This window comes from Pseudoxanthomonas sp. (genome assembly GCF_027498035.1).
Taxonomy (GTDB): Bacteria; Pseudomonadota; Gammaproteobacteria; order Xanthomonadales; family Xanthomonadaceae; genus Pseudoxanthomonas_A.
Map to the genome: position 1 here is coordinate 324,036 of NZ_CP114978.1, position 17,400 is coordinate 341,435.

At 65.5% G+C, this 17,400-nt stretch carries 14 protein-coding genes; 8 read left to right on the forward strand and 6 right to left on the reverse strand.

The annotated features are described in order from the left end of the window. Positions 1 to 14: 14 nt before the first annotated feature. From hisD to O8I58_RS01565, 8 genes are all read left to right on the forward strand, one after another. Complete coding sequence (gene hisD, locus O8I58_RS01530) at positions 15 to 1,313, forward strand: histidinol dehydrogenase (RefSeq protein WP_298322631.1); 1,299 nt, start codon at positions 15 to 17, stop codon at positions 1,311 to 1,313. Further along, positions 1,310 to 2,407, forward strand: a complete 1,098-nt coding sequence (gene hisC, locus O8I58_RS01535; RefSeq protein ID WP_298320078.1) for a histidinol-phosphate transaminase — start codon at positions 1,310 to 1,312, stop codon at positions 2,405 to 2,407. Before hisD ends, hisC begins: the two co-directional genes overlap by 4 nt. Further along, on the forward strand, positions 2,404 to 3,480 hold the full coding sequence (gene hisB, locus O8I58_RS01540; RefSeq protein WP_298320080.1) for a bifunctional histidinol-phosphatase/imidazoleglycerol-phosphate dehydratase HisB: 1,077 nt from the start codon (positions 2,404 to 2,406) through the stop codon (positions 3,478 to 3,480). The genes hisC and hisB overlap by 4 nt, the downstream gene beginning before the upstream one ends. After that, positions 3,477 to 4,079, forward strand: a complete 603-nt coding sequence (gene hisH / locus O8I58_RS01545; protein ID WP_298320082.1) for an imidazole glycerol phosphate synthase subunit HisH — start codon at positions 3,477 to 3,479, stop codon at positions 4,077 to 4,079. The genes hisB and hisH overlap by 4 nt, the downstream gene beginning before the upstream one ends. Beyond that, entirely contained in the window at positions 4,076 to 4,855 is a 780-nt protein-coding gene (hisA, locus tag O8I58_RS01550) for a 1-(5-phosphoribosyl)-5-[(5-phosphoribosylamino)methylideneamino]imidazole-4-carboxamide isomerase (protein ID WP_298320083.1), read from the forward strand. The genes hisH and hisA overlap by 4 nt, the downstream gene beginning before the upstream one ends. After that, on the forward strand, positions 4,849 to 5,625 hold the full coding sequence (gene hisF, locus O8I58_RS01555) for an imidazole glycerol phosphate synthase subunit HisF (RefSeq protein ID WP_298320084.1): 777 nt from the start codon (positions 4,849 to 4,851) through the stop codon (positions 5,623 to 5,625). Before hisA ends, hisF begins: the two co-directional genes overlap by 7 nt. Before the next feature lie 20 nt (positions 5,626 to 5,645). Continuing rightward, positions 5,646 to 6,296 (forward strand): bifunctional phosphoribosyl-AMP cyclohydrolase/phosphoribosyl-ATP diphosphatase HisIE, encoded by a 651-nt coding sequence (hisIE, locus tag O8I58_RS01560; RefSeq protein ID WP_298320086.1) that lies wholly within the window; start codon positions 5,646 to 5,648, stop codon positions 6,294 to 6,296. Positions 6,297 to 6,900: 604 nt separating this feature from the next. Further along, positions 6,901 to 8,238, forward strand: coding sequence for a carbohydrate-binding protein (locus O8I58_RS01565; protein ID WP_298320089.1), 1,338 nt, complete (start codon positions 6,901 to 6,903; stop codon positions 8,236 to 8,238). A 192-nt stretch (positions 8,239 to 8,430) separates the two neighbouring features. Here the strand turns inward: O8I58_RS01565 and O8I58_RS01570 are convergent, their stop codons facing one another. From O8I58_RS01570 to O8I58_RS01595, 6 genes are all read right to left on the reverse strand, one after another. Next, complete coding sequence (locus O8I58_RS01570) at positions 8,431 to 9,801, reverse strand: peptidoglycan-binding domain-containing protein (RefSeq protein ID WP_298320091.1); 1,371 nt, start codon at positions 9,799 to 9,801, stop codon at positions 8,431 to 8,433. 50 nt (positions 9,802 to 9,851) lie between these two features. Continuing rightward, entirely contained in the window at positions 9,852 to 10,406 is a 555-nt protein-coding gene (locus O8I58_RS01575) for a lysozyme inhibitor LprI family protein (protein ID WP_298320093.1), read from the reverse strand. A 140-nt stretch (positions 10,407 to 10,546) separates the two neighbouring features. Continuing rightward, the gene (gene uraD / locus O8I58_RS01580; protein ID WP_298320095.1) at positions 10,547 to 11,056 is read right to left on the reverse strand and encodes a 2-oxo-4-hydroxy-4-carboxy-5-ureidoimidazoline decarboxylase; all 510 of its coding nucleotides are present in this window, start codon (positions 11,054 to 11,056) and stop codon (positions 10,547 to 10,549) included. Continuing rightward, complete coding sequence (gene puuE / locus O8I58_RS01585; RefSeq protein ID WP_298320097.1) at positions 11,053 to 11,988, reverse strand: allantoinase PuuE; 936 nt, start codon at positions 11,986 to 11,988, stop codon at positions 11,053 to 11,055. Before puuE ends, uraD begins: the two co-directional genes overlap by 4 nt. Before the next feature lie 174 nt (positions 11,989 to 12,162). Next, positions 12,163 to 15,159: a TonB-dependent receptor gene (locus O8I58_RS01590; RefSeq protein WP_298320099.1), complete on the reverse strand. Its 2,997-nt coding sequence runs from the start codon at positions 15,157 to 15,159 to the stop codon at positions 12,163 to 12,165. Between the two features lie 617 nt (positions 15,160 to 15,776). Then, the gene (locus tag O8I58_RS01595; RefSeq protein ID WP_298320101.1) at positions 15,777 to 17,141 is read right to left on the reverse strand and encodes a nucleobase:cation symporter-2 family protein; all 1,365 of its coding nucleotides are present in this window, start codon (positions 17,139 to 17,141) and stop codon (positions 15,777 to 15,779) included. Positions 17,142 to 17,400 lie beyond the last annotated feature (259 nt).

The window sequence follows — 17,400 nt, forward strand, 5'->3', positions numbered from 1 at the left end:
ACGAAACCCTGGCCGTGCAGCGCATCGATTGGAGCGCGCTGGATGCCTCCGCCCAGGCGCAGGCCCTGGAGCGCCCGGCGCAGACCGTGGCCGGCGAGACGCGTCGCACCGTCGCCGCGTTGATCGACGAAGTCCGCAGCGGTGGCCTGGACGCATTGCGCGCCATCACCCAGCGCTTCGATGGCGCAGCGCCTGAATCCTTCGAAGTCGGCGAAGCCGAGTTCGCCGCCGCCGAAGCCGCCATCGACCCGGCGCTGAAGCAGGCGATGGTCGATGCGGCTGCACGCATCACTGCGTTCCACACCGCCGGCATGGCCCAGCCTTACGCCGTGGAAACCGCGCCTGGCGTGGTCTGCGAACGCATCATCCGGCCGATTGGCCGGGTTGGCCTGTACGTGCCGGCCGGCAGTGCGCCGTTGCCGTCCACCGCGCTGATGCTGGGTGTACCCGCAGGCCTGGCTGGCTGCCGCGAGGTCGTGCTGTGCACGCCGCCGCGCAAGGACGGCACGGCCGATCCGTCGGTGCTGGTCGCCGCGCGCTTGACCGGCGTGCACCGCGTGTTCGTGCTGGGCGGGGCGCAGGCAATTGCCGCGATGGCGTACGGCGCAGGTCCGGTGCCGGCCTGCGACAAGCTGTTCGGACCGGGCAACAGCTATGTGACCGAAGCCAAGCAGCAGGTCGCCCAGTCCGGCGCGGCTGCCATCGACATGCCGGCTGGCCCATCCGAAGTGCTGGTGATCGCCGATGCCGGCGGCAACCCGGACTTCATCGCCGCGGACCTGCTGTCCCAGGCCGAACACGGCCCGGATTCGCAGGTGCTGCTGCTGTCCGACGATAGCGGGCTGCTGGCGCGCGTGGAAGTCGCGCTGGAAACCCAATTGCGTGCGCTGCCGCGCGCCGACATCGCGCGCAAGGCGCTGTCCGCTTCGCGCCTGGTCAAGGTCGAATCGCTCGACGTGGCCTTTGACATCAGCAACACCTATGCGCCCGAGCACCTGATCCTGGCATTGCGTGACCCGCGCGCGTGGCTGCCGAAGGTACTGGCCGCCGGTTCGGTGTTCCTGGGCGACCACACGCCAGAAGCGCTGGGTGACTACTGCAGCGGCACCAACCATGTGCTGCCCACCAACGGCGCGGCGCATGCCTATAGCGGCGTGTCGGTGGGCAGTTTCCAGAATTTCGTCAGCGTGCAGTCGGCCTCGCCGGCCGGCATCGTGGCGATTGGTCCGTCGGCGGTGACGCTGGCCGAGGCCGAAGGTCTTGAAGCGCACGCCAATGCCGTGCGCCTGCGTCTGAAGGAGGCGCTGCGATGAGCGCGGGACTCAAGCGGGATGTACTGGAACTGGTCCGGCCCGACCTGCGCGGCTTTGGTGGCTACAAGTCCGCGCGCACCGAGGACATCAGCGGTGACGTGTGGCTCAATGCCAACGAGTCGGCCTGGGCCAATCCGGCCGATGCCAGCGCCTCGGTGCGGCGCTATCCCGATCCGCAGCCGGCCGCGCTGCGCACTGCGCTGGCGGGCCTGTACGGCTGTGCAGAAAGCGAACTGTTGATTGGCCGCGGCAGCGACGAGGCGATCGACCTGCTGGTGCGTGCGCTGTGCGTGGCCGGGCAGGACGCGATCGTCGCCACGCCGCCGGTGTTCGGCATGTATGCGGTGAGCGCACGGCTGCAGGACGCGCGCTTGATCAGCGTGCCACTGATCGACGGCGATGCGGGCTTCGCGCCGGACATTGACGGCATTGCCGCGGCAGTGCTGGAGCAGCGCGCCAAGCTGGTGTTCCTGTGCTCGCCGGCCAATCCGACCGGGCGCGCGATCCCGCTGGAACAGATCGAAGCGTTGCTGACCAGGCTCGAGGGCCGTGCGCTGGTGGTGGTGGACGAGGCTTACGGCGAGTTCTCGGCCGTGGACTCTGCGTTGACCCTGCGTTCGCGTTTCCCGGAGCTGGCTGTGCTGCGCACACTTTCCAAGGCGCACGCGCTGGCGGCGGCACGCATCGGCGTGGTCATCGCCGAGCCGCGCCTGGTCGCGGTGCTGCGCGCTTGCCAGGCGCCATATCCCATCCCGACGCCATGCGCGGAGCTGGCCGTGGCCGGGCTTTCGACCGCAGCGCTGGCGACCACGCAGCAGCGCGTGGCGACGGTGCTGTCAGAACGGGCGCGCCTGCAGGCGGCGCTTTCGGTGTTGCCAGGCGTGCGCCGGGTCTACGCCTCGGATGCCAACTTCCTGCTGGTGCGTTTCGTCGACGCCGAACGTGCATTCCGCGCGTTGCTGGCGGCCGGCGTGGTCGTCCGCGATCAGCGCGCCGCGCCACAGCTGGACGATGCGCTGCGCATCACCATCGGCACGCCGGAGCAGAACGCCCGGGTGCTGGCTGCATTGAACGCACAGGCGGTGGCCGCATGAGCACTCCGATTCTCTTCATCGACCGCGACGGCACCCTGATCGAAGAGCCGGCCGATTTCCAGATCGATGCCTACGAAAAGCTGCGCTTCGTGCGTGGCGTGGTGCCGGCGTTGCTGAAGCTGCGTGATGCCGGCTTCCAGTTCGTCATCGTCACCAACCAGGACGGGCTGGGCAGCGAAGGCTATCCGCAGGAATCTTTCGACGGCCCCAACAACCTGATGCTGCAGATCTTCGAAAGCCAGGGCATCACTTTCCGCGAGGTGCTGGTCGACAGCAGCTGGCCGGCCGACAACGCGCCCACGCGCAAGCCGCAGCTTGGCCTGGTGATGCATTACCTGCGTGATCGTGGCATCGACCTGGATCGCTCGGCCATGGTCGGCGACCGCGACACCGACGTGCAGTTCGCGCAGAACCTGGGCATTCGCGGCTTCCAGCTGAAGACCGAACAATTCGGCGGCGAGTGGGACTGGGCCGGGATTGCCCACGCGCTGGCCGATGCGCCGCGTACATCCAGCGTGCGACGCACAACCAAGGAAACCGACATCCTGGTCGAGATCGACCTGGACAAGGTTGCCGAACCGAAGATCCACACGGGCCTGCCGTTCTTCGACCACATGCTGGACCAGATCGGCAAGCACGGCGGTTTCGCGCTGACCATCCAGACCACCGGCGACCTGCACATCGATGAGCACCACACCATCGAGGACACCGCGCTGGCCCTGGGCGAGGCACTGAAGAAGGCACTGGGCGACAAGCGCGGCATCGGCCGCTATGGCTTCACCCTGCCGATGGACGAGTGCCTGGTGAGTGCGGCGCTGGATTTTTCCGGGCGCCCATACCTGGTGTTCGACGGCACGTTCAAGCGCGAGCGCGTGGGTGACCTGCCGACCGAACTGGTCCCGCATTTCTTCCGTTCGCTGTGCGATGCGGCGGGCCTGAACCTCAACCTGCAGGTGCGTGGCGACAACGACCACCATCAGGTCGAAGGCTGCTTCAAGGCATTGGCGCGTGCGCTGCGCCAGGCGATCAAGCGCGAAGGCTCCGAGCTGCCGACCACCAAGGGAGCGCTGTGATGCGACTGGCTTTGGTGGATGCCGGTGGCGCCAACATCGGCTCGGTGCGCTACGCGCTGGCGCGGCTGGGTGTGGAAGCCGAGTTGACTGGCGACGCGGAGGTCATCCGCCGTGCGGATCGGGTGATCCTGCCCGGTGTCAGCACCGCTGCGCAGGTGATGGGGCGTTTGCGCGAACTGGAGCTGGTCGACACGCTGCGTACGCTGGAAGCGCCACTGCTCGGCGTCTGCGTAGGCATGCAGCTGCTGTTCGAGCACTCCGAAGAAGACGGCACGCCGTGCCTTGGCCTGTTGCCTGGCACGGTGGCCAAGCTGCCGGTGGGCGAGGGCATCCGCGTCCCGCACATGGGCTGGAACACCCTGGTGCCGCGTCGCGCGTCGTCGCTGACTGCCGGCATCGATGCCGATGCGCAGGCGTACTTCGTGCACAGCTACGCTGCGCCGGTGACCGAGGACTGCATCAACACGACCGAGCATGGCCAGGTGTTTGCTTCGGTCGTGCAGCGCGGCCGCGTGGCCGGCGCGCAGTTCCATCCCGAACGCTCGGCCGCCGTTGGCGCCCGGCTCTTGCAGAATTTCATCGAAGGAGGACTGGCATGAGTGCCGTGCCCGTCAATCAGAATGCGACCCCCGCGTTCCAGCTGTATCCGGCCATCGACGTGCGTGGTGGCCGCGTGGTGCGCCTGGCCCAGGGCGATTACGACCGCGAAACCACCTACGGCGACGATCCGCTGGCCGCCGCGCAGGCGTACGCCGCCCAGGGCGCGACTTGGCTGCACCTGGTTGATCTGGATGCGGCGCGTGCCGGTGGTTACACGCTGGCGCCGCTGCTGCAGCAGATCCGCGCGACCACCGGCATGCAGGTGCAGACCGGTGGTGGTGTGCGCGGCCATCGTGACGTGATGGCGCTGCTGGACGCTGGCGCCTCGCGCGTGGTGATCGGTTCGCTGTCGGTGCGTGCGCCACTGGAAGTGCTGGGCTGGCTGGCCGAGTTCGGCACCGACCGGATCACGGTCGCGCTGGACGCACGCCAGGACGATGCCGGCGTGTGGCAGCTGCCGATCCACGGCTGGACCGAGACCTCCAGCACCACGCTGGACGAGCTGGCCGTGCGTTACGCCGAAGCCGGGTTGCAGCACCTGCTGTGTACCGACATCGCCCGCGACGGCATGTTGAACGGGCCGAACTTCACCCTGTATCGCCATCTGGTCGATCTGCTGCCGGGCGTGCAGGTGCAGGCATCGGGCGGCGTGCATGCGGTCACCGACATCAGCCAGGCCAAGATCGCAGGCTGCGGCGGCATCGTGCTGGGACGTGCGTTGCTGGAAGGCCGCTTCACCCTGGAGCAGGCCTTTGCGGAAGCCGCGACATGCTGAGCCGGCGCATCGTGCCGTGCCTGGATGTGCGCGGTGGGCGCGTGGTCAAGGGCGTCAAGTTCCGCGACCACATCGACATGGGTGACATCGCCGAGCTGGCGCTGCGCTATCGCGACGCCGGCGCCGATGAGCTGGTGTTCTACGACATTGGCGCCAGCCCGGAAGGGCGCTCGGTCGACTACGGCTGGGTGGAAAAGGTTTCGCGCCTGCTCGACATCCCGTTCTGCGTGGCCGGTGGCATCCGCAGCGTGGAGACCGCGCGTGCGGTGCTGCATGCTGGTGCCGACAAGATTTCCATCAACACCCCGGCGCTGGAACGCCCGGCGCTGATCACCGAGCTAGCCACGGCGTTCGGCGTGCAGTGCGTGGTGGTCGGCATCGATTCGGTGCGCGAAGCCGACGGGCAATGGCGCGTGCGCAGCTACACCGGCGATCCGTCCAAGACTCGCGCCGAAGCGCTGCGCACGCTGGACTGGATCGTCCGCGCGCAGGAACTGGGCGCCGGCGAGATCGTGCTGAACTGCATGGACAGCGACGGCGTGCGTCGTGGCTACGACATCGAGCAGCTCAAGGCCGCGCGTGCGCTATGCCATGTGCCGCTGGTCGCTTCCGGTGGCGCGGGCACGCCCGAACATTTCGTTGCAGCGTTCAAGGACGCCGACGTGGATGCGGCGCTGGCCGCCAGCGTCTTCCACAGTGGCGCCATCGCCATCCCCGACCTCAAGCGCACGCTGGCCGACGACGGCATCGCCGTGCGCCTGGCGGCCTGAGCGCCGATACAGGAACCGACATGAGTCAGATCGAAACACTGGACTGGGCCAAGGGCGAGGGCCTGCTGCCGGCCGTGGTGCAGGACGCCGACACTTTGCGCGTGCTGATGCTGGGCTACATGACTGCCGAGGCGCTGGAAGTCACCCGCACCACCGGCCACGTCACCTTCTTCAGCCGCAGCAAGCAGCGGCTATGGACCAAGGGCGAAACTTCCGGGCATTTCCTGGACCTGGTCGACGTACAGGTGGATTGCGATGCGGACACCGTGCTGGTGCTGGCCCGGCCGCACGGCAATACCTGCCACCTGGATCGGGTCAGCTGTTTCCCCGATGCGCCAGGAGTGGATGCGAGTCCCTCGCAAGAGCCCGCACATCCCTGTGCGGACGTTTCATTTTTGGGCGAACTGGATGCCTTGATCGCCAAGCGCCATATCGACCGCCCGGCGGGCAGCTACACCACCAAGCTGTTCGATGACGGCATCCGTCGCATCGCGCAGAAGGTGGGCGAGGAGGGCGTGGAAACCGCACTGGCCGGTGTGGTGCAGGACGATGCCGACCTGCTCGGCGAGAGCGCGGACCTGCTGTATCACCTCACCGTACTGCTGCGTGCACGCGGCCTTTCGCTGGCCGATGCGGTGAATGTGCTGCAGGAGCGTCATCGTCCGCGTTGATGCGGTGCGGTAGCCGGGCCGTCGCGCGTTCCTGACAGCCCGCCCATGGGGATGAAGTGGCATCCGGCGCTGTCCTGGCGCTGACTGCTTTTCACGACGGCCTGTCGTCCTGATGCGACATGTGCCATGTCCTGTCTGCCGGGCAGGCCGTGGCCTTGCCCGGAGCGGGCGCGGCCGGCGTAGGGATCGGTGGCTCGCGTCGGTCATCGATCGCAATCCTGCAGCTGATGTGCGGCCGCGTCCGCCAATGACGCTTCGCGTGGCGGGGTGCTCACACAGCGTGTGTGCCATCCAGGTCCATTTCCGCATACGGGTGCTTCCTGGTGGGCCATCTTCGTGCCTTGCGCTGGCGCAGCAGGGTCATCGAAAGACCTGTTTCCACGCATCTGCAGCCGTGTGGAAGGTCATTGGGACTGAGTCGTCATAACCGAAAGTTCGTGTTTGACAACGTTGTCTTCTCAAACGCACCGTCGCTTTCGCCGGGTGTGACAGTCCTGACATCCGCAGCCAAGCAGTCCAGCAGTGCTCAGGTCCTGTCCGGCAGGGGGGGATGGGGTGATGTCCTGGCCGGCGCCGATGCCGTGCCATCAACTGGAGAGACGCGATGTCCATCAGGAACTCGGTGCTGTGGTCAATGATCACCGCCAGCACCACCACCAGCATCCTCGGCACGCTCGTGACGGCTGCGACCGTCGCGGCAGTCCCTGTCGGTTCGGCCATGGCCCAGCAGGCCGCCTGTGCCACCGCCTGGAGCGCGGCCACGGTCTATACCGGCGGCAACACCGCCAGCGAGAACGGTACCAATTACCTGGCCAACTGGTGGACGCAGGGCGACGAACCGGCCACGCACAGTGGCGCGGCCGGTTCGGGCCAGCCGTGGACCTCACAGGGCGCGTGCAGCGCGACCGGCGGTGGCGACGATGGCGGGGATGATGGTGGCGACAACGGCGGCGGGGATGATGGCGGTACGCCGACCAATCCGACCTATCCCAGCTTCGTGTTCAGTCCGTACAAGGACGTCACGATCAACCTCAACTGGAACAACAACGTCATGCAGTCCAAGGTCACCGGCACCGCCTTGCCGGTAGCGGGTGCGGGCAGCCTGATCTCCACCCAGGTTCCCAACCTGGACACGGTGACGCTGGCCTTCGCCACTGGCGCGTGCGGCAGCGAGAGCTGGGGAGGCGTGTCGGCCGATGCGTTCAAGAGCGCCAACATCCCGGTGCTGGATGGCGCAGGCGTGAACTACATCATCTCCACCGGCGGCGCCTCGGGTACCTTCACCTGCGACAGCGCCGCGGGCCTGACCAACTTCATCGCGCGCTACTACACCCCGCACATGGTCGGCGTGGACTTCGACATCGAGGGCGGCCAGACCCAGACCCAGACCGATGCGCTGGTGGCCGCGGCCAAGGTTGCCGAAGGCCAGTACCCGGGCCTGCGCTTCTCCTTCACCGTGGCCACGCTGGGCGCCTCGGACGGCAGCTACGGCGGCGTCAATGCGCTGGGCAACCAGGTGATCCAGGCGGTGCAGGCCTCCGGCCTGCAGCACTACACCATCAACCTGATGGTGATGGACTTCGGCCGCGCCCAGGCATCCAACTGCGTACTCAAGAGCGATGGCCTGTGCGACATGGGGGCTTCGACCATCCAGGCGGTGGAGAACCTGCGCCACACCTACGGCATTGCGCCGGCGCACATCGAAGTGACGCCGATGCTGGGCCGCAACGATACGGCCGACGAGATCTTCACCCTGGACAACGTCGATACGGTCGCGCTCTACGCCGCACAGAACGGCCTGGCCGGCGTGCACCACTGGTCGCTGGATCGCGATACGCCGTGCGATGTGCCGTCCGACTACGCCTCGCCGATCTGCAACTCCTACAGCGGCCCAGGCGTGCTGGCCTACACCAAGCGGTTCCTCAACGACCTGGGATATTGATCGGCTGAACTGACGTCAGGGATTTTCCCGGAGCCGGTGCGCATGAGGCGCACCGGCTTTTTTTTGGGTTGTCCTGCGGTCAGGTCGGCCAGGCGCAGCGCGACGATCCGTGGATCTGGCACCTGCCTGGCGTGATCGGTGCCGGCTGCCGTTCGGCATGCCGAACGGCGACCGCCGGGCCCGCGATGCGCATCAGCGCATTGGCGCCTGGGTGGATTGTTCATGCGTCCGCAGCTGATCCTGGCTCTGCGTCTGGCGCAGGATGTCTGCCGTCTGCTGCTGGCTTTGCTCCAGCGGAACGGTTGCGGCCTGCTGCCGGTCCACGTAGACGCGGTTCACATCGAGCGGGTTGTTCGGGTTGCGTTCCACCGCGAGCATGCCCCTGCCGTCGGTGCTGCGTACCAGGTCATCAATGCGTGACATGCCACTGACCCTGGCCTCGAAGACGACCTGGCCGGCTGCACGCTGCATTTCTTCGCGGTTGGCGTAGCCGCCATTCGGACCCTGCTTCTCCAGGTGCTTGATGGCCTGGTCGAACATGGGGTCTTCGCGACGCAACTGGTCGACGCCTTGCTGCTTCTGCAGCTGCTTGTCGATGGAAGCGAGCGTCTCCGGCCCGGCCTTGCCGTCCACACCCTTGAGGCCGTTGTGCTGCTGGAATTTCTCCACGGCGGCTTCGGTCTTCGGGCCATAGGTGCCGATGGCGTCCTTGGCGTCCATGTAGCCGAGCCTGGAAAGCTTCTCCTGAAGGTCCTTGACCGCCACGCCATGCTCATTGCGCGTGAGCACGCCGTCGCCGTTCTCCGCTGACGGGCTGTGAGCCGCATGCGACTTGCCCGGTTGCCGCGCCGGGTCGCGGTTGCCGTGCTGCTCGCCGGTCCTGGTGACCGTGTTGTCCAGGTCGGCCAGCTTGAACAAGTCCGCCTTCTCGTTCCTGGCACGGTTCTCCAGCGAATCGAGGGTTTTCTGCTTCTCCACGCGCGGGAACAGTCCCTTGACGTGATCGGCCTTGTAGTCCTGCACCGCGCCGACGATGTCCTTGTCGGAAAGCTTCGAAAGGTCGTAGTCCTTGCCGAACTTCGCTTCCAAGCCCTTCAGGAACACGCCCGAGCCGCCTGGCTTCTTGTCGCTGCCGGGGCCGTACTGGACCGCGGTGCTCCAGAGCGCATCCTGCACTGCCGGGCCGCGGTCGGACAGGTCCAGCCCCTTGCCCTGCAGGCGATCAACCAGCTTGTCGTAATGAGTGCGCTTGATGTAGTCGTGCTGCTCCTGCGCAAAGCTGCCGTCGGTCCTGGCCAGGTCTTTCCACTTCGCGCTGAATTCGGCCGAGCCGGGCTTCAAGCCCGCAAAGTCGTCGGCGTGCTTGCTGTCCTTCACGAAGGACGCGACCGTCCCTCCCACGATGATCTTGCCCTCCTTGGTCTTGACCTGCGAGGTCATCTGGTACGAGCCGTAGGACACACCACCCGGATCGTCGATACCGGAAGACACCGTGCTCGCGCCGCGTCCGCCTGTCTCGTAATGCTTCGAGGTCTGGCCCAGTTCCCAATCCTTGCCGCTCATCGCACATCTCCTTGTTTTTAAAGATCACAACACCAACGTCGTTGTCTGGCTCAACGTGCTTCCAATGCATCCGCGCGATTGGCCGTCAGTTCGAGGCTGCATTGGGCAGCGTCCACGCGCCCGGCTTGCCCGCTGTCGGGATCGTAGAAGCATTTTTCGTCGCGTTCGACGATCCATTTGCGCTGCTGGTCGCGCAGCGTGTTCTTTTCCGCTTCGTCCAGTTTGGCCATCAACGCCTTGTAGGCCTTGTTCAGGCGACCATCCTGGTAGGCGTATTCGGTGGCAATGCAGTCCTGCATTTCTGGCGTCACGCCTGCGGCAGCGCTGATGCAGGTGTCATAGGGCGGTCTTAGCACGGGAGTCGCTCCTGAAGGTGGTGAAGACGCGGAGGTATCAAGTCCCTGGGAGGATTGGGCGCTTGCCGGTTGCGGGCCGGTCGTGAGCGCGTCATCCGCAGGCGAAGCCGAAACTGGGGTGGATGTAGGCGCCGCGGTGCCTGCCGAGGTGGAGGCGGTCGCTGGTGCGGGTGACTGGCCGTTGCAGGCCGAAGTCAGTCCACAGAGGGCCAGCAGGCATGAAGCAGAAAAAACCTTGACGGTAGCCACTGTCGAAATTCGCCTTGTCGTAATGCAGATAAGGGAAGCAGTTCTCAACGACCTTCGAAGCCCTGTCCAACGGGCCCGCCGTGCTGCGATGTCCCCGCTTCCCACCCAGACAATAACCTGTTGACCCTTGGCCGTTCCGCTCAGTCGGTCACCAGATCGGCAAGCCGCAGTGCGGCGATCTTCTCGATCTGCTGCAGGCACTCGGCGATCTCGACCTCGCTCGCATGGTCCACGCGCGCGCGCAGTGCGGCGATGATGCTGGCCCGGGTATGGCCACGCACGGCCAGGATGAAGGGAAAGCCGTGGCGCTGGTGATAGGCGCGGTTCAAGCCGACCAGCTCGGCATATTCGTCCGGGCTGCACTGGTCCAGGCCGGCACCGCGCTGTTCGCTGGCCGATGAGGCGGTGAGTCCGCCGGCAATCGCGGCCTTGCCTGCAAGTTCGGGGTGGGCGCGGATCAGGCCCAGCTGTGCGTCGATGCCTGCGTCGCGGACGACGGTGCACATCGCCGCATGCAACGCATCGCGGGAGGGATAGGGGCGTGTGGCGGCCACGCCGGCCGGCACCCACGGCGAGTGTTCGAAGATGCCTTCCAGCGCAGCGATGAAGGCATCGCGTGGCAGGGCGTTGAGATCGGCCAGGGTGATCATGCCGCGCCCTCGACGAACGGATGCCGTTGCCGCCAGTGATTGGCGATGTCGATCCGCCGGCACACCCAGACCCGGTCGTGGCGGGCGATGTGGTCGAGGAATTTCTGCAGTGCCACGATGCGCCCCGGGCGGCCGAGCAGGCGGCAGTGCATGCCGATCGAGAGCATCTTCGGTGCATCTTCGCCTTCGACATACAGGGCATCGAAGCTGTCGCGCAGGTATTCGAAGAACTGCGTCGCGGTATTGAAGCCCTGTGGCGTGGCGAAGCGCATGTCGTTGGCATCCAGCGTGTAGGGCACGACCAGATGTGGCTTGCGCTCGCCGGTGGAAGTTTCGACCCGGGTCCAGAACGGCAGGTCGTCGCCGTAATAGTCCGCGTCGTAGGCAAAGCCGCCGTGTTCGACCACCAGCCGGCGGGTGTTGGGACTGTCGCGGCCGGTGTACCAACCCAGCGGCGCGCTGCCGGTCAGCTGTGTGTGCAGCGCGACGGCGCGCTGCAGGTGTTCGCGTTCCAGTTCGGGTGCCATGTCCTGGTAATGGATCCAGCGCCAGCCGTGGCTGGCGACCTCGTGGCCCAGTTCGACGAAAGCCGCCGTCGCCTCGGGGTTGCGCTGCAGGGCCATGGCCACGCCGAACACCGTCAGCGGCAGCTGACGCCGTTCGAACTCGCGCAGGATCCGCCAGACACCGGCCCGCGAACCGTATTCGTAGATCGATTCCATGCTCATGTGTCGCGCCGGATACGACGCAGCGCCGACGATCTCGGACAGGAACTGTTCCGATCCCGCATCGCCATGCAGCACGTTGTTCTCGCCGCCTTCCTCGTAGTTCAGCACGAACTGCACCGCGATCTTCGCCTTGCCAGGCCAGTCGGCGTGGGGCGGGGTGCGGCCATGGCCGATCAGGTCGCGGGGATAGGGGGCATCGTGCATCGAGGGGATTCGCAGCGGCAGCGGGAATCCGCACTGTAGGAACAACCGCGCGTAATTTGAAGGGTGCGCCACGCGGTTGCGCAGGCGTGGTTTCGTAAACGAGAAACGCCTGGCGGAAACTTCCGCCAGGCGTTCTCGGGTTACCCGGTCAGGCGCGATGGCCCGGGGCGGTGCTTACCATTCGTACATCAACTGCAGGCGTGCGTAACGCGGTTCCTGGTAGTACTGACCCAGTCGGTAGTTCGCGTAGTAGGTCGTACCGTTCTGCTGGACTGCCTCGTAGGTCTGGTACACCTGCAACGGCTTCTCGTTGTTGAACAGGTTCAGGATCGACACCTGTGCGGTCAGGCCCTTGATGGCCGTGGGCTTGTAGACCAGGTTGGGGCTGAGCGTGAACGTCCACGGATTGCGGCCCTGGGTTCCTTCGTTGCTGATCTCGCCGTTGCAGTAATGGAACTGGCTGGTATAGCCGTATTCGGTCCCGAGGGTGCCGTAGCCACCGCCATAGCAGCTGATCGGTGCACCGGACTGGACTTCCAGGTTCACGCCCACTTGCCATTCGGGGGTGATCTTGAAGCCACCGTAGGCCTTGAAGCTGTGCATGTGGTCGTTGGGCAGGAAGCCGTACGCGCCTTCCATGATCTGGGCGAAGTCGAAGTCGGCGGTCGTGCCGGTATCGGCCTGGCCATTGTTCGACTTGACCAACCCTTCGTAGTTGCCCTTGCTCTGCGACCAGGTGTAGCTGGCGTTGACATACCAACGATCACTGGCCTTCTGCGCGCTCAAGGTCATGGCCTTGTAGGTGCGCTTGGCCTTCGGGCCCAGTGAATCGGCCGACATGGTGATGGTGTCCAGGCTGCCGTTGCCATCAACGTCCACGTTGATGGTCGAGGCGCTGCCTGGGTTGTACAGCCAGCAGCCCGAGCTGCCTTCCGGTGCCGTCCACTCGTCGAAGCCGGAGGTGTCGTAGCCATCCGCCGTGGCTGCGTCGTACAGCGCCTGCGACGAGCACGAGTCGTCGATGGCGTTGTGCACCTTGCGATAGGTGCCCTTGGCGCCCAGCACCCAGCCGTCCAGGAACGCGTAACCGCTGCTCAGGCGGTGCTCGAAGCCCAGGATGGCCTCATCCTGCGTGTAGGGCTTGAGGCCTTTGCTGGCGGCCGAGGATGCGGACGGCGTGGTGCCGTTCTCGCCGTTGAAGTAGACCGTGTCACCCAGCGCAACCGGATCGATCGGCGAGCCGGTCGAATCCACGCCGCTGTAGCTGTAGGCGGTTTCCGAATAGATCGAGGCGCTGGCGCCGCGCAGGGCGACGTTGGCGGCGATCGGCAAGGCATAGCGACCCAGGTTGCCGTACAGGCGGCTGGTGCCGTCACCGGTCATGTCCCAGGAGAAGCCCAGGCGCGGCTGCCAGATGTTGTCCTGTTTGACGAACACGCCGCCGGTGCTGTTGTAGTTCTTGAACGAATCGTTGCGGATGCCCAGCGACAGCAGGAAATCGTCGGTCACATGCCAGTGATCCTGCACGTACCAGGAGTTCTGCTTGACCTCCACCGTGCCGCCGGTCGCGTAGATGTCGTCATAGACGATCTGGTTGCCATCGTCGTCGGTGGTGTAGTCGTAGGCATGGCCACCGGAGTACGACTCGCCCTGGCGGGCGGTGAAGTCGTTGTAGTCATAGCCGAAGGACAGCTCGTGGTCGCCCAGCGTCCAGTCGAAGTCCAGACGGTAGTCCTTGCGCTGGCTGTAGCCGTTGTTGATGCCGAGCGTGGAATCCATGTAGCAGCTGTTCTGGGCGCCGACATAGTCCTGCTCGTAGCTCACGTAAGGGCAGCCGGTGGCAGGGGAGTTGATGTTGCCGGCATAGCTGGCGTGGGTGCCGTCGGCCGTCACCGCGTACTGCTCGCTGACCGTCTTCATCTTGCCGTACTGCAAGGCCATGGTGAGGTCGTCGGTGAGGTTGCTGGTCCACTTCAGGATGCCGGTGGGGCCACCGCTCTTGGACACGATGCGGCCGTTGTAGCCGTCCTTGAAGGCCTTGTTTTCCTCAAAGCCGATGTTGTTGTAGTCGTAGGTGGTGCGGCTGCTGTTGTCGAAGCCGGTGAATTCCAGATGGTTGCTGTCGTTGAGGAACCAGTCCAGCTTCACCAGCTTGTAGGGCTTGCTTTCGTTGTAGTCGTTCTCGCTGGCGGTGGTGCCGGAAGCGGAGCTACGGCCACCCCAGGTGCTGCCGGTGGTCTTGTTGTACTGGGCGATGGCGAAGAAGAACAGCTTGTCCTTGATCAGTGGGCCGCCTTCCCAGAGTGCCCAGGTGTTGCTGTTGGAGCGGTTCTTGCTGAGCGGACGGTACAGGCTGCCGTCGCTGAAGTATTCGTCGCTGGTATGGGCCGCCAGCGAGTCCGGTGCCGAATCCCAGCTGATGCCGCCGTGCCACTCGTTGGTGCCGCGCTTGACGTTCACGCTGGTCACGCCACCGGTGGAGAAGCCGTACTGGGCGCCGTAACCGCCGGTCTGCACGTCCAGCTGGTCGATGGCCTGCCACGGCACCTCGCTGAAGGAGAGGTTGTCGTAGGAGTTGGTGACGTTCATGCCGTTGACGTAGTAGCTGTTCTCCGCCACCGACGCGCCACCGAAGGAGTTGACGTTGCCAAAGTAGCCGCTGCCGGTCGAGGTGCCAGGCGTCAGCTTGGCCACGCTGCTCACGTCACGCGGCACCGGCAGTTCATTGAGCTGGCTGGCGGTGAAGGTGGTGCGCGATTCGACGCTGCTGGTGTCGATGTCGTTGATGACCATCGGACCGGTGACCTTGACCGTTGCCAGGCTCTTGGCGCCGGCCTCCGTCAGGTTGACCTGCGCGGTCTGGCCTGCAAGCACGGTCGTGGTGCTGTTGGCCACGGTCTGGCCATCTTCGACCAGCTTGACATCGTACTGGCCGGTCGGCAGCGCCGGGATGCGGAAGCGTCCATCGGCACCAAGCGCGACCGTGCGACTGATGCCCGAGGCCGGGTTGGTGATCTGGATCTGTGCGCCGCTGGCATAGCTGGCGGTACCCACGATATCGCCCGAGGTGGCCTGCGCGAATGCGTTGGGCGCCTGCGACAGGCACAGGCCCAGCATGACGGCCAGGGCGGTGCGCTTGATGGTGGGTTTCCGGGAGGAGAGCTGGCTCATTGACTGCCTTTGCAATTCAAGTAGAAAAAACCTGGCCCCACAGCGCGCCGGGCGCACTGCATGTGAGGGCTTTGAGTCACCGGGGATGCCGCAAAGATGCAACGCGGACAACGAAGGCTTGCCGCGGATTTAACGCCACGGTTACACCTGGAATTTTTCGACCAGGCTCAACAATTTCCGCTTGATGACAAAACCGTCAGCTTTACCTGTTTGGCATGAATGCCGGAAGTCGTCGCAAATGGCGTAGCGACGGGCATGTGGCGGGAGTGGCTCGTGTCGTTTGCATGACATGTTGCGACACATGGCGTTCAGATTTGCCACGTCGCAGGCATTTTCCAGACAGGTTTGCTTCATGAACGTCAGGCTTGGTGGGCATTGGCATTAACAACCACTCGGGCAGCCCGTGAGGCATGGCTCGGATTTGACGTTGCAAGGCGCTCGGTCAGCGGATGTCGTCCACGTGCGGGTCACCGAAGCTGCCACCGCCAGATCACGGTGTCAGGCGTGCTTGCCCATTGTCATTGCCGGGAAGGTTGCTGGCAGCATGTCGCGCACGATCTGCAGGACAACCTGTGCTGGTCGTTGCGTGCTGAATCTGCAGGGGCGCGGCGATACGGTCAGGAATGCCCGGACTCCGACTCCGGTACCAAGGGTTCGGCATGCACCGACGCGCGCGCGCCTAGTCCGTTGAACCACAGGTTCAGGCCGACACAGCCCAGCGTGGCCAGCAGGATGCCGCTGTGCAGCAGCGGCGCAAGCGCGGATGGCAACTGGTCGAAGATGGTCGGCGCGACTACAGGTGTCATCGCAAGGCCGATGCCGACCGCCACGATCAGCAGGTTGTGGCGGCGCGTGGTGAAATCCACGTGGCCCAGCACGCGGATGCCATTGGCGGTGACCATGCCGAACATCACCAGCCCGGCGCCGCCGAGCACCGCCGGCGGGATCGCCGCGACCAGCACGGCCAGTTTCGGAGTCAGGCCCAGCGCGATGAGCAGGGCGCCGGCTAGCACGCACACCCAGCGGCTGCGCACACCGGTGATCGCCACCAGGCCGATGTTCTGCGAATACGACGTGTCCGGGAACGCGTTGAACACACCGCCGAACAGCGTGGCCAAGCCATCCACGCGCAGGCCGCGGACCAGGATTGGCCGGTCGACCGGGCGTTCGACGATGTCGCCCAATGCCAGGAACATGCCAGTGGACTCGACGAACACGATGAACAGCACCACGCACATCGTGACGATCGACCAGGGCTCGAATTTCGGCAGGCCGAAATGGAATGGCGTGACCGGCGCCAGCCATGCGGCATCTGCAAGTCCGCTGAGATCCATGCGGCCCAGCAGCGCCGCCAGCAGCGTGCCGGCGGCCAGTCCCAGCAGCACGCCGATGTTGGCGATGAAGCCGCGCCCATGGCGCAGCACTGCCAGCACGCCAATCAGTACCGCGGCAGCCATGGCCAGGTTCGCTGGCGATCCGTAGTCCTTCGCGCCGATCCCGCCGGCGGCCCAGTTCACCGCCACGCCGATCAGGGTCAGGCCGATCGCGGTGATGACCGTGCCGGTCACCACGGCAGGAAACAGCCTGAGCAGTCGCCCGATCAGCGGCGCGGCCAGGATGCCGAGGACGCCGGCCACGATGTTCGCGCCGAACACATAGGGCAGGCCAAGCGCCGGATTGCCGCCGATGGCGATCATCGGCCCGACGCAGGCGAACGTGGCCGCCATCACCACCGGCAGACGGATGCCGAAGCCGCCGATTCCCAGCGACTGGATCAGCGTGGCCAGCCCGCAGCAGAACAGGTCCGCGCTGACCAGGAAGGCGGTATCGGCACGCGACAGGTGTAGTGCGCCGGCCACGATCAGCGGCACTGCCACCGCGCCTGCATACATCACCAGGACGTGCTGCACGGCCAGCAGCCACCAGGACGCTGCGGCTGGCCTGACATCGATCGGTGATGTGGATACGTGAGCTGGCGACACCGGGCGCTCCGACGAAGGCGATGCTTTGAACTTAGCCGGTGATGCTGCGTTGCACAATCCCGCACTTGATGCGGCGATCAACGGCAGTGGTCGTGCCTGGATGTCGTGGCGGGCCGGGGTATGGCCATGGCCGATCAGGGCGTAGGGCGGCGAGCATCGAGAGGACTCGCAGCGCGGGTGCCTGGAGGCCGGGGGATAAAAAAACGCCTGGCAGGAGAACCCGCCAGGCGTTTGTTGTGGCACGGCAGCAACTGCCGTT

Excerpts from the sequence above, each read along its gene's own strand:
- hisC (WP_298320078.1), top strand. The coding sequence starts at position 1,310 with ATGAGCGCGGGACTCAAGCGGGATGTACTGGAACTGGTCCGGCCCGAC.
- hisB (WP_298320080.1), top strand. The coding sequence starts at position 2,404 with ATGAGCACTCCGATTCTCTTCATCGACCGCGACGGCACCCTGATCGAA.
- hisA (WP_298320083.1), top strand. The coding sequence starts at position 4,076 with ATGAGTGCCGTGCCCGTCAATCAGAATGCGACCCCCGCGTTCCAGCTG.
- hisF (WP_298320084.1), top strand. The coding sequence starts at position 4,849 with ATGCTGAGCCGGCGCATCGTGCCGTGCCTGGATGTGCGCGGTGGGCGC.
- hisIE (WP_298320086.1), top strand. The coding sequence starts at position 5,646 with ATGAGTCAGATCGAAACACTGGACTGGGCCAAGGGCGAGGGCCTGCTG.
- O8I58_RS01565 (WP_298320089.1), top strand. The coding sequence starts at position 6,901 with ATGTCCATCAGGAACTCGGTGCTGTGGTCAATGATCACCGCCAGCACC.
- O8I58_RS01570 (WP_298320091.1), bottom strand. The coding sequence starts at position 9,801 with ATGAGCGGCAAGGATTGGGAACTGGGCCAGACCTCGAAGCATTACGAG.
- uraD (WP_298320095.1), bottom strand. The coding sequence starts at position 11,056 with ATGATCACCCTGGCCGATCTCAACGCCCTGCCACGCGATGCCTTCATC.
- puuE (WP_298320097.1), bottom strand. The coding sequence starts at position 11,988 with ATGCACGATGCCCCCTATCCCCGCGACCTGATCGGCCATGGCCGCACC.
- O8I58_RS01590 (WP_298320099.1), bottom strand. The coding sequence starts at position 15,159 with ATGAGCCAGCTCTCCTCCCGGAAACCCACCATCAAGCGCACCGCCCTG.